General features: G+C 60.1%; 15 protein-coding genes. 6 read left to right on the plus strand and 9 right to left on the minus strand.

Annotation, left to right across the window (positions count from 1 at the left end; genetic code table 11):
* A complete protein-coding gene (locus tag ACI77H_RS11130) occupies nt 1–486 on the minus strand; it encodes a GNAT family N-acetyltransferase (protein WP_407011939.1) in 486 nt (161 codons plus the stop codon).
* Between the two features lie 141 nt (nt 487–627).
* Here ACI77H_RS11130 and ACI77H_RS11135 point away from each other — a divergent pair, with 141 nt between their 5' ends.
* The 3 genes from ACI77H_RS11135 to ACI77H_RS11145 all read left to right on the plus strand — a co-directional run bounded on the left by ACI77H_RS11135 (nt 628) and on the right by ACI77H_RS11145 (nt 2,757).
* Nucleotides 628–1,053: a YybH family protein gene (locus ACI77H_RS11135; protein ID WP_407011940.1), complete on the plus strand. Its 426-nt coding sequence runs from the start codon at nt 628–630 to the stop codon at nt 1,051–1,053.
* A 67-nt stretch (nt 1,054–1,120) separates the two neighbouring features.
* Entirely contained in the window at nt 1,121–1,465 is a 345-nt protein-coding gene (locus ACI77H_RS11140; protein ID WP_407011941.1) for a YciI family protein, read from the plus strand.
* 56 nt (nt 1,466–1,521) lie between these two features.
* Nucleotides 1,522–2,757, plus strand: coding sequence for an RNA polymerase sigma factor (locus tag ACI77H_RS11145; RefSeq protein WP_407011942.1), 1,236 nt, complete (start codon nt 1,522–1,524; stop codon nt 2,755–2,757).
* A gap of 98 nt (nt 2,758–2,855) precedes the next feature.
* Here the strand turns inward: ACI77H_RS11145 and ACI77H_RS11150 are convergent, their stop codons facing one another.
* The gene (locus ACI77H_RS11150; RefSeq protein WP_407011943.1) at nt 2,856–3,710 is read right to left on the minus strand and encodes a LysR family transcriptional regulator; all 855 of its coding nucleotides are present in this window, start codon (nt 3,708–3,710) and stop codon (nt 2,856–2,858) included.
* An 89-nt stretch (nt 3,711–3,799) separates the two neighbouring features.
* Here ACI77H_RS11150 and ACI77H_RS11155 point away from each other — a divergent pair, with 89 nt between their 5' ends.
* A complete protein-coding gene (locus ACI77H_RS11155) occupies nt 3,800–4,231 on the plus strand; it encodes a multidrug/biocide efflux PACE transporter (protein ID WP_407011944.1) in 432 nt (143 codons plus the stop codon).
* Nucleotides 4,232–4,269: 38 nt separating this feature from the next.
* On the opposite strand, the gene ACI77H_RS11160 is transcribed toward ACI77H_RS11155, so the two are convergent.
* The 4 genes from ACI77H_RS11160 to ACI77H_RS11175 form a co-directional block, all read right to left on the minus strand.
* Complete coding sequence (locus ACI77H_RS11160) at nt 4,270–4,992, minus strand: TylF/MycF/NovP-related O-methyltransferase (RefSeq protein ID WP_056725897.1); 723 nt, start codon at nt 4,990–4,992, stop codon at nt 4,270–4,272.
* Complete coding sequence (locus ACI77H_RS11165; RefSeq protein ID WP_407011945.1) at nt 4,989–5,855, minus strand: hypothetical protein; 867 nt, start codon at nt 5,853–5,855, stop codon at nt 4,989–4,991. Before ACI77H_RS11165 ends, ACI77H_RS11160 begins: the two co-directional genes overlap by 4 nt.
* Before the next feature lie 249 nt (nt 5,856–6,104).
* Entirely contained in the window at nt 6,105–7,718 is a 1,614-nt protein-coding gene (locus tag ACI77H_RS11170) for an inorganic phosphate transporter (RefSeq protein ID WP_407011946.1), read from the minus strand.
* A gap of 265 nt (nt 7,719–7,983) precedes the next feature.
* Complete coding sequence (locus ACI77H_RS11175) at nt 7,984–9,006, minus strand: transporter (RefSeq protein ID WP_407011947.1); 1,023 nt, start codon at nt 9,004–9,006, stop codon at nt 7,984–7,986.
* A 268-nt stretch (nt 9,007–9,274) separates the two neighbouring features.
* Between ACI77H_RS11175 and ACI77H_RS11180 the strand changes: the two genes are divergently transcribed.
* On the plus strand, nt 9,275–10,897 hold the full coding sequence (locus tag ACI77H_RS11180; RefSeq protein WP_407011983.1) for a methyl-accepting chemotaxis protein: 1,623 nt from the start codon (nt 9,275–9,277) through the stop codon (nt 10,895–10,897).
* Between the two features lie 62 nt (nt 10,898–10,959).
* Here the strand turns inward: ACI77H_RS11180 and ACI77H_RS11185 are convergent, their stop codons facing one another.
* On the minus strand, nt 10,960–11,268 hold the full coding sequence (locus tag ACI77H_RS11185; protein ID WP_407011948.1) for a PepSY domain-containing protein: 309 nt from the start codon (nt 11,266–11,268) through the stop codon (nt 10,960–10,962).
* A 186-nt stretch (nt 11,269–11,454) separates the two neighbouring features.
* On the minus strand, nt 11,455–12,582 hold the full coding sequence (locus ACI77H_RS11190) for a glycerophosphodiester phosphodiesterase (RefSeq protein WP_407011949.1): 1,128 nt from the start codon (nt 12,580–12,582) through the stop codon (nt 11,455–11,457).
* A gap of 220 nt (nt 12,583–12,802) precedes the next feature.
* Here ACI77H_RS11190 and ACI77H_RS11195 point away from each other — a divergent pair, with 220 nt between their 5' ends.
* Entirely contained in the window at nt 12,803–13,129 is a 327-nt protein-coding gene (locus ACI77H_RS11195; RefSeq protein WP_407011950.1) for a DUF2025 family protein, read from the plus strand.
* A 103-nt stretch (nt 13,130–13,232) separates the two neighbouring features.
* Here the strand turns inward: ACI77H_RS11195 and ACI77H_RS11200 are convergent, their stop codons facing one another.
* Nucleotides 13,233–13,445 carry a hypothetical protein gene (locus ACI77H_RS11200; protein WP_407011985.1) on the minus strand — a complete coding sequence of 71 codons (213 nt, stop codon included), beginning with the start codon at nt 13,443–13,445 and terminating at the stop codon, nt 13,233–13,235.
* Nucleotides 13,446–13,564: the final 119 nt, after the last annotated feature.

Here is a 13,564-nt window from a genome sequence, read left to right on the forward strand (position 1 = left end):
TCAGAAAATCAGGCCCATGCGCCGTTCGTAACCGATCCGGCCCTTGTAGGCTTCGCCGCTGTCGACCCAGCCGAATTTGGCATACAGCGCAATGGCGGCTTCGTTGTCCGCATCCACCGACAACTCCAGCGCCTTGATCTCCGGAAATGCCTGACGCGCCACGTCGGGCAAGGCTTGCAGGCAGGCCTTGCCATAACCTTTGCCCTGATGACGCTGATCGACTTGCAACGCATGCAGGGTGGCGCTGTGTTCGTCGGCCCAGGCGGGTAGCACCGGCGGGCGTTTGAGCAGCAGGAAAGCCACCGGAACATCCTCGGCCAGCAGGGCAAATCCTTGGACGCCGGGGCCGGGTTTGGACAGCAGGGTGTGCAACGCACCGTGGATGTCGCCGGAGAACCTGATTTGTTCCTGGTGAACTTCAATGGCCTCGACCTGCTGGCGCTGGTGCGCGTTCAGGGTTTCGTAAGGCACGAGTCGGGCTGTCACTGGAGTGTCCTTTTTCCAACAGAAATGAGCCTCGGATTCTAGCGAGTTTGCGCCCATGGTTTATTTTTATTTCGACTGTCGATTTGGCGTTTTGCCAGGCGACTAAGGGTGCCATCACAACAAAAACCACGGAGAACCACCATGAACGCGACTCACGAAATCGAGACCTTGATCGACACCTATCGCCAGGCGGTGATCGCCAAGGATGTCGAGAAAATCATGGCCCTGTATGCCGACGACCTTGTCTCCTACGACGCGGTCAAGGCCCTGCAATTTCGCGGCAAGCCCGCCTACCGCGCGCATTGGCTGGAGTGCATGGAAATGTGCCAGGGTCCGCACACGTTCGACTTTGACCACATGAACATCGTGGCCGACGAGCACATCGCCTTCGCCCATTGGCTGGTCCATTGCGGCGGCACCAACGACAAGGGTGAAACCCAGGCCTGCTGGATGCGGGTGACCGCCTGCTATCGGCGCGAGGCCGGCCAATGGCGCATCGTCCACGAACACTGGTCGGCCCCGTTCGACATGATGAGCGGCACTGTGCTGTTCAACCTGGAGCCCTGATCGTCGGGAAGTGACACCCAGGCGCCAAACAGCAGCCATAGTTGGTCAGTCCGATCCGGAGAGCCCCATGAAGTATTTATGCTTGGTCTACAGCAACGAACAGGCGTTGCACTCACTGCCCGACAGCCCCAAGGACGCCGAGTGCATGGCCTACGCCGAATCGATCCAGGGCAGCGGCCGCATGCTTGCCGCCGAAGCGCTGGAGTCGGTGCAGACCGCCACCACCGTGCGTATGCGCAACGGCAAAGTGTCGATCACCGACGGCCCGTTCGCCGAAACCAAGGAGCAGTTGGCCGGCTTCTACCTGATCGACGCCAAGGACCTTAATGAAGCCCTGCAAGTCGCCGGTAACATTCCGGCAGCCCGGGTCGGCTGCGTCGAGGTGCGACCGGTTCGTCAATTGAATCCCTGAGAACAACAAAAAGGAGATCCTGTGCTGACGCAGTTGACTGAAGGCATTCGGGACTGATGGCTGACGTGTCGGTCAAGGCTCGGGTCGAGCAGGTTTACCGCGAAGAGTCGCGGCGGATCCTCGCGACCCTGATCCGTTTGCTCGGTGATTTCGACCTCGCCGAGGAGACCTTGCACGAGGCTTTTTTCATCGCGGTCGAGCGTTGGCAGCGTGACGGTGTGCCGGACAATCCACGCGCCTGGCTGGTGTCCACCGGGCGCTTCAAAGCCATCGACGGCTTGCGCCGGCGCGCGCGGTTTGCCGCGTCCCGGCCGATGCTGATCGCGCAACTGGAAGCGCTGGAGCAGGTCGACTGGAGTGACGAAGACGTGGAAGACGATCGCCTGCGTTTGATCTTCACCTGCTGTCACCCGGCACTCGCGGCGGATGCTCAAGTGCCGCTGACACTGCGCGAAGTCTGCGACCTGACGACCGAAGAAATCGCCCGGGCGTTTCTCTCCGCACCGGCCACCATTGCCCAGCGCATCGTGCGCGCCAAAGCGAAAATCCGCGACGCGAAGATCCCGTATCAGGTGCCGACCCTGGCGGAGTTGCCCGAACGTCTCGACAGCGTGCTACGGGTGATTTACCTGGTGTTCAACGAAGGTTACTCGGCGTCCGTCGGTGCAGAATTGACTCGTGAGGATCTGACCCGCGAGGCCATCCGGCTCGGGCGATTGGTCATGGAGTTGCTGCCCGAACCCGAAGTGCTGGGCCTGCTGGCGCTGATGCTGTTGCATGAGTCACGACGCCCGGCGCGAACGTCGGCCAGTGGCGAGTTGATTGTGCTGGATGAGCAGGACCGTTCGCTGTGGGATGCCGAGTTGATTGCCGAAGGCTGCGCGCTGATCGCGCGGGCGCTGACCATGCGGCGATTCGGGCCTTACTGCTTGCAAGCGGCGATTGCGGCGGTGCATGCCGAAGCGCCGACGGCGGGGGAGACGGACTGGGCGCAGATTGCGGGTTTGTATGAGGTGCTGTTGGCGGCGGTGCCTTCGCCGGTGATTGAGCTGAATCGCGCGGTGGCGATTGCCAAACGCGATGGACCATTGGCGGGGTTGACGTTGGTTGAAGGGATTCTCAATCGCGGCGAATTGCCGGATTACCACTTGGCGCATTCGGCGCGGGCGGAGTTTTGTCGGCAGTTGGGCCGGGTGGAGGAAGCGCGGGCGGCCTATGAGCGGGCGCTGGAATTGACGCAGCAAGTGCCGGAGCGGCGGTTTATCGAGGCGCGGATCAAGGCTTTAAAGTGAGGTGATCTGGCGGGCCCCATCGCGGGCAAGCCCGCTCCCACAGGTTCAGCGCAAAACCTGTAGGAGCCGGCTTGCCGGCGATAAGGTCCGCAGGACCTTCATTCCAGCATCTTGCCCAACAACCAGCTCCCCGCCGGCCCCGGCGGATGCAGCCGCGACCACAGCGCATCGACGAACAACGGCCTTGGCCAGCCGCGCACCTTCAATTCCTGCAACGTCCCGGCACCAAAACGCCCCACCAGCCATCGCGGCAACGGCGCCCAGCCGAATCCACCTTGAGCCATTTCCAGCAGCATCAAATAACTCGGTGCCGACCAGACGCGGCCCTTCGCACGGCTTTCATATGGATTGACGATCGTCGCCAGACGCAACTCCCGGTGCAGTTGCAGGCTGTCCTGATCGATGTTCGCCAGCGCTGCCAACGGATGCTCGCGGGATACGAACAAGGCGATTTCGGTACGCTCTGCCACCGTCGAGCTGACCAGGTCTGGCGGGTAACTTTCCTGTTGCTCGGCGAACGCCACATGCGCCCGACCGCTTTGCACCAACGCCACCAGGTCATCGCATTCGGCGATCAGGCATTCGAGTTCCAGATCCGGGTAACGCTGCTCGAACGCACTGAGCGCTGCTTCGAAGCGGTCAGACTGATAGGTGTCGGAGATCGCCACGGTCAGCTTCGGCTCAACCCCTTGGGACAACTGGCTGGCGGTCATTTCCAGGCGACTGGTGGCCGCGAGGATGTCCTCGGCCCGTTGCAACATCACGTGCCCGGCCGGGGTCAATGTGGGCTTGCGGCTGCTGCGGTCGAACAGCACCAGATCCAGATCAATCTCCAAACTCGCCACCGCCGCGCTGATGGTCGACTGACTGCGCCCCAATTTGCGCGCCGCCGCAGAAAACGAGCCTTGGGTCGCCGCTTGCACAAACGCCTGCAACACTTCCTGGGAAGCCATGAACTATCGCCTTGATCGATGGTTATTGGTTATGAAGTATCGGTGTGAGAGTGGATCATGGCAACCACAGTCACTCAGGAGCTCTGCTCATGAACATGCAAAAATCCATCACCGAACGTATTTTCCAGGCCATCGGCTTTGAGCTGCTGGCCATCGTGATCTGCACCCCGTTGCTGGCGTGGATCATGGACAAACCGATGCTCGACATGGGCGTCGTCACCGTGGTCATTGCGGCCCTGGCCCTGGCCTGGAACGTAATCTTCAACGGGATGTTTGACCGCGTGCTGGCGCGATTCGAGATCGCGCACAACGCTTGGACGCGAGTCGTCCATGCGCTGCTGTTCGAAGGGGGGTTGGTTGCGGTTGGCGTGCCGCTGATTGCCTGGTGGCTCAACGTCAGCCTGTGGCAGGCGTTCGTGCTGGACATCGGGGTGTTGCTGTTTTTCCTGCCGTACACCTACGTTTACCACTGGGTGTATGACGTGGTGCGCGAGCGATGGGTGATGCGTATACCCCTGTAGGAGCCAGCAAGCCGGCTCCTACAGGGGCTGGTGATGCGTTAAACGTGGAAATAACCTACGCAGCTATCAAACGGCAGACGCTTGAGTTCGATCTTGTTCAGGTCCAGCACTTCGCGCAGGGCTTTGGTTTCGCCCGGGAAGTTGCGGTAAGCCACTTCGTCCAGTACCACGATCGCGCCTTTTGGCATGTACGGCAGGAAGGTTTCCAGCGCGACTTTGGTCGATTCGTACAGGTCGGTGTCGAGGATCAACATGGCCACGACCAGGTCCGGGCGGGTCTTGACCCACTCTGGCACGGTCTTGACGATGTCGCCCTTGACCAGCTCGCAACGCGGGATGCGGTTGACCGGGCGCAGCAGGTCGTTGGCGTCGATCATGTCCTGGATCAGCGACTGGTCGGTGTCGGCGAACATGGTCTCGTTGACGTCGGCCGGGTCTTCTTTCTTGTCGATGCTCTGGAAGCCTTCGAACGTGTCGAAGCCAACGATCGAACGGTTGATCGCGTACGGCTCGAGAATCATCGACAAGTGCATGTACAGCATCAGCGAGTTGCCCTTGTACACGCCGCACTCGATGATCGCGCCCGGTACTTCAGCGACTTTCTTGAACAGTTCCATGCGCGACAGCGCGGCGGTCACGCCGATGCGGTTGGCGAAAACGAACGGTGCGTCGGCCACGTACTCGGCATCGACCCGTTTCAGAACGTTGGTACGGGTTTCGTTGTACTGGGCCTCGGCAGGCGTGATGCGACGCTTGGTCATGCTTCGATTCCTTGGAAATTAGAAAAGTCGTGGGCGTGGAAATAGTCTTTGAAGCCGGCGCCGACGTCAGGGCAGGCGCTGTCGACGTTGACTGCGCCACGCTTGTGCTTGAGGTCGTCGAGGTGCATCAGGCGGAAATCCACACTGAAGCGGGTTTGTTGCGTGTAGTTGGGCACCGTGCCGTGCAGGTGTGACCCCGAGAAAATCAGCATCTCGGCGGTGTTGCCGGCGATGCGTATTTCGGACGCGGTGTTGATCGCTTCGGTGGGCACCGGGTGCTGGCGTGCCTCTTCCTTGACGTTGTCCTTGGCGCGTTGGCGTTGTACGCCAATCCAGTCCGACAGGCTCCATTGCGCCGAGGTGTTTTTCACCGGGGCATCGAAGTAGGCCGGGTTGATCATCATGGTCTGGTCCGGCTGGATCGTGTAGACCGGCATCCAGGTATTGATCTGGCAATCGACGCCGCCGTACCAGGTGTCGCGATGCGGCTTGTAGGCATAGCTGACGCCCGCATGCAGGTAGTCGTAGTTCGGCACGACGCGGATACGCGGTACGTCGAAGATGAATTCTTCGGGGGCTGCACCGATCTCTTCGGTGAAGCTGCGAATCAGCTCTTTGGCACGCAGGCTGTTGGTGAACTGGCCTTTGAGGCGGGTCACCAGTACGACGAATTCTTCCACCGGCATCAGCGTGTGCAGCGCCTGGTGGTTGGTCTCGCCGTCGAAGGCCGCGGTGATGCTTTCCTGGGCGAACGCACACAGCTCCTTGGCGGCGCGCAGTTGTGTGTTCAGGAAGATGTCGCCGCCGTAGATGGCTTCTTTGAAGTCAGCTTTGTGTTGAAGCTGATTGATGTACAGATTCACGGTTCCTCTCCTGAATACATCGAGTCTCTTAAGAGTCGGCCACACGTTAGCAAACTGAAGCGCAATCCGGTGAGCGGTGGCTCAATAAAAGCGCAATCCCCTGAATTTGCGACGAAAAGCATTCTCCAGACGAAAAAAAACCCTGTGGGAGCGGGCTTGCTCGCGAAGAGAGAGTGTCAGTCGACATAAATGCAGCTGACATACCGCCTTCGCGAGCAAGCCCGCTCCCACAGGGGGATTGTGTTGACGCTAGAAAATCTGGGTGAACAACCAATACAAACTGCCCGACAGCAGAATCGCCGCCGGCAAGGTCAGCACCCAGGCCATCAGCAGATTGCGGATGGTCTTCATCTGCAAACCGCCGCCGTTGGCGACCATGGTCCCGGCCACCCCCGAAGACAACACATGCGTGGTCGACACCGGCAGCCCGAACATGTCCGCCGCGCCGATGGTCAGCATGGCCACGGTTTCCGCCGAGGCGCCTTGCGCGTAAGTCAGGTGGGTCTTGCCGATCTTTTCGCCGACGGTCACCACAATGCGTTTCCAGCCGACCATGGTGCCCAGGCCCAGCGCAATCGCCACCGCGATTTTCACCCACAGCGGAATGAACCGCGTCGAGTTGTCGATCTGCTGCTTGAACAGTTGCAGCTTGCCGCTGGTGTCGGCGTCGAAGTTGCCGACCTTGTTCTTGTCCATCAGGCGAATGGTTTCGCTGGTCAGGTACATGTCGTTACGCACGTTACCCACGGCTTCGGCGGGTACTTTGGACAACGAGCCGTAACCCTTGACCTCGGCGCCAATGCGGCCAGTGAGCGCGGCGAGGGCCGGGATCAGTTGCGGCGTGGCTTCCTTGCTGCGCACGTATTCGGACAGCACCGGACGCGGGTCGGCCGGTGCCGGCAGCGGCGAACTTTTCATCAGCGCTTGCTGGGTGACTTCGGCGACGGCCGCGAACTGCAAGGCCTGATCGGCCGGCATCGTACGGTTCAGCGCGTACGCCATTGGCAACGTACCGACCAGAATCAGCATGATCAGGCCCATGCCTTTCTGGCCATCGTTGGAACCATGGGCAAACGACACGCCGGTGCAGGTCACGATCAACATGCCGCGAATCCACCACGGTGGCGGCGTGTTGCCTTTCGGCGCCTTGTACAACGCGCGATTCTTGACGAAGACGCGCAGCGCCAGCAGCAACAACGCGGCAAAACCAAAGCCGACCAGCGGTGAAAGCAGCAACGCATAACCGATCTTGGTAGCCTGCGCCCAGTCCACGCCGCTGGTGCCATCGCGACCGTGCATCAGGGCATTGGCCACACCGACACCGATGATCGACCCGATCAACGTGTGCGATGAAGACGCCGGCAAGCCCAGCCACCAGGTGCCGAGGTTCCACAGAATCGCGGCGATCAGCAGGGCGAAAATCATCGCGAACCCGGCGGACGAACCGACTTGCAGAATTAGCTCCACCGGCAGCAGGGCGATGATGCCGAATGCCACCGCGCCGCTGGACAGCAACACCCCGAGGAAGTTGAAGAACCCGGACCAGGCCACTGCGAAATTCGGTGGCATCGAGTTGGTGTAAATCACCGTGGCCACCGCGTTGGCGGTGTCGTGGAAACCGTTGACGAACTCAAAGCCCAGCGCGATCAGCAGTGCCACGCCCAGCAACAGAAACGGCGTCCAGGTGGTGACCACCGTGCCGAGTTCGTTCATGTCGTGCATCAGGCTGTACGCGGTGAACAACAACCCGCTGGCCAACACGCCGAAGAAAATCACCAGGGTGAACAGGCTGGGTTTCTTGTCGAGCTGTGGTCTGGCGCTGCTGGCGGGCGCCTGGGCAGCGGTGAAGGAAGGAGTAGCCATGCCGGACAATCCTGAGGGGGAAGTGTGTCGGCCATGATCGTTGCCAAATGTTACAGGGAAGCTGCGTTGGGTCAGTGTTTGGGGCTTTTGTCGTTCCGTTGATCTAATTTACCTCGGAAGCAGGCGGTGTGAATGTGCCGACGTCTTCGCGGGCAAGCCCGCTCCCACAGGGTTTGCTGTGAACGCAGCATCTGTGAACGACAGCGTTCACTGTGGGAGGGAGCTTGGTCTGGGCGGCATGCCGACGAATGGATTTCAGCAGTGCTCAATAATCCTGACGCTTACGAAACGCCCAACGCCCCGCAATCACCGTAAACGTTGCCACCAGCGCCACCAGAATCCAGAACCCCTCCGGATCCTGAGAGAGCGGCACCCCACCCACATTCATCCCGAAGAAACCGGCAATGATGTTGATCGGCAGCGCCAGCACCGTGACCACGGTCAAGGTGAACAGCGTGCGGTTGCTTTGCTCGTTGAGGTTGGCGGCAATCTCTTCCTGCAACAGCTTGATCCGCTCACCCAGCGCCGTCAGGTCGTTGATGATCAGCGCAAATTCCTCGGTGGACTTGCGCAGCTCCTTCACGTCTTCCTTTTGCAACCATTGCGGCGGGCGATTGAGCAGGCGCAGCAACGAGCCCGGCTCCAGCGCCAGCAGCCGTTGCAAGCGCACCAGCACCCGGCGATTGGCGCCCAGCTCCGCGCGGTTGGTCGACAGCCGCGAGGACAGCAACTCATCTTCGATCTGATCGACGCTCTGGCTGGTCTTGCGCACGATCTGCGTCAGCACCTCGCCCTGGTCGCGCAGCAAATGCACGAGCAATTCCAGCGGCGAGCGAAAGCGCTCACCGGCCTTCACCGAGGAACGCAACTTGTCCACCGAGTGCAGCGGTTGCAGGCGCGCGCTGATGATCAGCCGACTGCGGGCGCACACCCACAGCGTCGACACATCCGAGGAGATCATGCTGCTGAGGTTGAACACCACGTCGTTGACCACTGCCAGCAGCGCCGAATCGACATGCTCGATACGCGTCGAACGCGAGCCTTCATGCAAGGCTTCGAAAAATTCGTCGGGCAACTCCAGATGACTTTTCATCCAGCGCTCGCAGGCAGCGTGGGCGAGGTTCAGGTGCAACCAGAGAAACTCGTCGCTGTCGTCCGGTTGTTGCAGGGATCGCAACGCCATGGCCGAATCGATTTCCCGACCGCGTTCGCCGGGACGAAAACTGAAACCGTACAGCAGGCCGAACAGGTCGGGGTCGCGATGGCTTTGGTCAATGCTGTGGTTCATGAGGTCTCGCAGTGATAGGCGCCTGTCGCGGGTTTCACAGGTTCACTTGAGCCGCATCATCGCAAGGCGTGTTGACAGTTTTGTGACAACTTCGTGGAGCTGGCCAAGTGCCTTGTACCGGTGGTCGGAAGCGCTCAAGAACGGTGCCGACACGCCGATGACGCAGGTGTTGATTGTTGTGGTGCGAGTTGTGAACCCGCATTGCCGACAGGGATGTCCGGACACCTTGCACGCCAGCGTGCTTCATCCCTGCCATGAGTATCACTCGATGTTGCAAAAATCCCTGAGAGCACAAATCCTCGCCTTGTTGAGCGGCAGCCTGCTGGCCATGTTGCTGATCGCCCTGGCCTGCTTTCACTTTCTGTCCAGCGGCGTTCAGAGCTACGCAAACCTGATCGACGGCCCGCTGCACACCTCGCAATTGATCGATGAAGCCAACCTGCAATTCAAGGTGCAGGTCCAGGAATGGAAAAACGTTCTGCTGCGTGGCAAGCAACCGGCGGACCTGGACAAATACTGGAAGCAATTCGAAGACCGTCAGCGCGACGTGCAGGGCATCCTCGGCGAACTGGCCGGGCAGAACGGCATCGAGCCGCCACTCAAGACCCGCATCGAACGCCTGCGTGACGAACACCGCTTGTTAGGCGCGGCGTACCAGAAGGGCCGCGATGCCTACGTGGCAGCCGGTGCCGATCCAACGGCCGGCGACACCGCCGTGAAGGGCGTGGACCGGGCGACCAGCGATCAGATGAGTGAACTGGTCAGCGAATTGCGCAAGCAGGGCGTCGAGCAATCGAAGCTGATCAGCGCCAGCGCCGATCGCACCGTGTTGCTGGGCATTATCGTGATGCTCGCGTCGGGCCTGTTGATCGGGTTGTTGAGCCTGTGGCTGGTCAACCGCAACCTGGTCGAGCCGATCCGCAAACTGATCGACTACGTGGCGCAACTCAGCCAGGGCAAGTTTGCCGAACGCGTGGCCAGCACTCGCCAGGATGAGTTGGGCAAGTTGGCGATAGCGGCCAATACGCTGCGCGATTTCCTCGCCGAAACCTTCAGTCGTTTGCAGGTCAGTGCCAAGGATCTGGACGGCGCCAGCAGTGAGTTGAAAGCGATCGCCTCCCTCATGGCCAGCGGCACCAACGAGCAATTCAACCGCACCGACCAGGTGGCCACGGCGATGAACGAAATGTCTGCCACCGCGCAAGAAGTCGCGCGCCACGCCGCCGATGCCGCGCGTGCCGCCGACGATGCCGACCAGTCCGCCCAGCAAGGCGAAAAAGTCATGCAGGGCACCATTTACACGATCACCCAGATGCGCGGCGAAATCGCCAACACGGCGACCGTCATTCGCCAACTGGAAACCGACAGCGGTCGCATCGGCAAAGTGCTGGAAGTGATTCGCGGCATCGCCGAACAGACCAATCTGCTGGCACTCAACGCCGCCATCGAAGCGGCCCGCGCCGGTGAAGCGGGGCGTGGTTTCGCGGTGGTGGCCGATGAAGTCCGTAGCCTGGCCCAGCGCACGGCGGCGTCGATCATCGAGATCAACCAGATTATCCAGACCGTGCAAACCGGTGCGGTGGACGCGGCCCAAGCCATTGAAAGCGGCCAGTCGCGCAGCGAAGAAAGCGTGCAGCAAGTGACCGAGGCCGGTGCCATGCTGGAACGCATCACCCATGCCGTGGAATCCATTCGCGACATGAACCGCCAGATCGCCACCGCCGCCGAAGAACAGACCTCAGTGGCCGAAGACATCTCGCGCAACCTCACCGAGATCACCAGCATTGCGAGCACCAACCTGGACAACGTGCAACGCACCGAAGCGGCCAGCCACAACCTGCATGGGTTGTCCGGTCAGTTGAATGAAGTGACGGCGCGTCTGAGCGCGTAAGGCCTCACCGGACGCAAAAAAGCCGCACGATCCGAAAATCGTGCGGCTTTGTTTTGTGTGTATCAGTCGTCTTGCTTGTTTTTCAGGACTTCGCCGGTAGCGGCGTTCAAGTCCACGTCCCATTCAACGCCTTTGGCGTCTTTGAGTTCAACTTCGTACTCGTAGATGGTGGAGTGTTTGTCGAGGTCGCTGTCGGTGATCGTGGCACCCGGATGCAACTTCAGAACGATCTGGTTCAGCTCTTCCAGCGGCTTGATCTTGCCGTCCTTGACCAGTTGAGGGATTTGATCGACTGGAACATCAGCAGCTTGCGCCAGGCCAGCGGTGAGGGTCAGGGCAGCAGCAGTGAACAGGGCAGTCAAAGTCTTCATGAGGTTCTTTCCTTGGGTGAGCCGTTTAAGTGGGGCCAGACTAACTGTGGCAACTTAATTCACCCTTAATTCCAAAAGCATCGCCGGCAAGCCGGCTCCTACACGTTTGAGTCGTTGATAAAAGTTGTGAACGACACGGACCTGTAGGAGCCGGCTTGCCGGCGATGCGGGCGACTCGGTCCTGGATCAATAACCGTTGTTCTGCAACAACTGCGCAACGGTGCCCGCCGCCGGACGCTTGTAGAACTTCAACAGTTCGCTGGCGCGGTTGGTGAAGATGCCATCGACGCCGGCGTCCATGGCTTTCTGGTAATCCACCGCATCATCGATGGTGTAGACGTGCACCAATAAACCCTGATCGTGGGTGTACTGGTTCATCCACGGTTTGACCAGGTCCGAGTAGCTCTGATCGCCACCCTGGGTCAGTGCTGCAGAAGGCCCCGTGCCGATCGCGCCCTGAGCCTTGGCATACTCGACCCATTGCTGGAATTCGGCTTTGTCCTTCGGCTCCTGTTTGGCGTAGTACGTGGCTTTGTCCTTATCGCCAGACTCGGCGAACGTCACCTTGGACTTAGGCTCGATACTGCCTTCGCCGACCCACAACAGCAGGATCTTCGGCACTTGCGGCATTTCTTTTTCCAGCAGTTCGAGGCTGCTCTTCTCGAAGGTTTGCAGCACCACCTTGCCTTTACCCTGGCCGACGGCGAGCTCGCTTTTCGCCAGTTTCGAACCGGCCGCGCTCAACCAGCCGCGGTCCTGAAGTTTTTCCTTGAGGTCGCGCTCGATGCCGGGGAATTGCTTCGGCTCCTTGGTTTCAATGTACAGGCCGGGTTTGTGCAGCGGATTGCCCTGGGCGATGTCGATGATTTCGTCGAGGGTCAGGATTTTCAGACCGGCGAAAGAAGGGCGCGCGCGATCCGGGTAAGCCGTGTTGAACCAACTGCCGGCATCGAGGGTTCTCAGCTCGGCGATGGTGAACGCGTTGGCCGGGCTGTCCTTGCGCTCGGGGAATTTGCTGGCGACGTCGGTGGTGCGTTGCAGGTTGTTGTCGTGCAGGGCAAACAGCACGCCGTCCTTGCTGCGTTGCAGGTCCAGTTCGAGGTAGTCGGCACCCAGATCGCGCGCCAGTTTGTAAGCGGCGGCGGTGGATTCCGGTGCATCGAAGGACGCGCCGCGGTGAGCGATCACGGCCGGATGCGGGATCCCCATTCGGGACGCGAGCGCCGTGGGGCCTGGCTCGCTGGCGGCCTGTGCCTGACCGAGGCCAAGCAGCACGCTTAGCAGCAGGGCACTTTTGGTGAAAGTAACAGGCATGGTCGAGATCCTTTCGCAGAGAGTTTTCAAAGACGTCCCTTTTAACAACTGAGCGCCGCTTGCGCTATCGCGAGACCGACATAAACGTGTTTAAAGCCCATTTTTTCGGCGCATTTGTGCGGTTCTTTGCAGTACTCTTGGCCCCGGCAGTTTCCCGGCAGAGGGAACGCCATTCATCCTGCCCTGCGTGTAAACCATTGATCACTTGTGTGAGGTTTATATGCGCATCACTTCCGAACTCATCTGCCAGGCCGCCGACCAACTCAAAGGCTTCGTCGGCCTCAATCGTAAAACCGGCCAGTACATCGTGCGTTTCAGCGAAGACTCCTTCGGCATGGACGTGGCGGATGACGGCATCATTCCTGTGAGTGAATTCGTCTGGGCGCCGGGGCCGGAGCAGGCCATGACACTGAAGCGCGAGCTGATTCAGTTGTTGCTGGACCAGAACATCGATGACCGGATCAACATTACCGAGCCGTTGCGGGTGTACATGAATCGGCGGGAAGTGCCGCAGATTTCGGCGGTGCGCCGTCTTGTGCAGCGTTGAGATTTGCCGTGTTTGTGCTGGCCTCATCGCTGGCAAGCCAGCTCCTACAGGTTATGTGTACAACGCCAAACCCTGTAGGAGCTGGCTTGCCGGCGATGACGGACTAAAGGACACCGCAACGGTTACTGCTTGAACGCATAGGCCCGCTCAACCTTGCACACCCACGTAGTGCGGCGGGCACGCACCAGAAACCGTCGAAGTCCTGCCGCGGCGTGTCCTCGTCGATGCCATCGGTGGCCAACCACTGGAACTGCACATTCAGGCCGGTGTGTTCGGCAGCGATGCCGAGGGCGACGGGGATGGCGTTGTTTTCCATGAGGGTTCTCGACGCTTGTTGAATGCTGGAACCCACTATAGATCGCTGTCTTCACCGGAAAGAGCCTTCAACGTTGAGTGCTTTTAACCTAATGCAGGTGTCGACTTTTCTGATTGTTC

The sequence above is a fragment of the Pseudomonas sp. O230 genome (assembly GCF_045447035.1).
Classification (GTDB): domain Bacteria; phylum Pseudomonadota; class Gammaproteobacteria; order Pseudomonadales; family Pseudomonadaceae; genus Aquipseudomonas.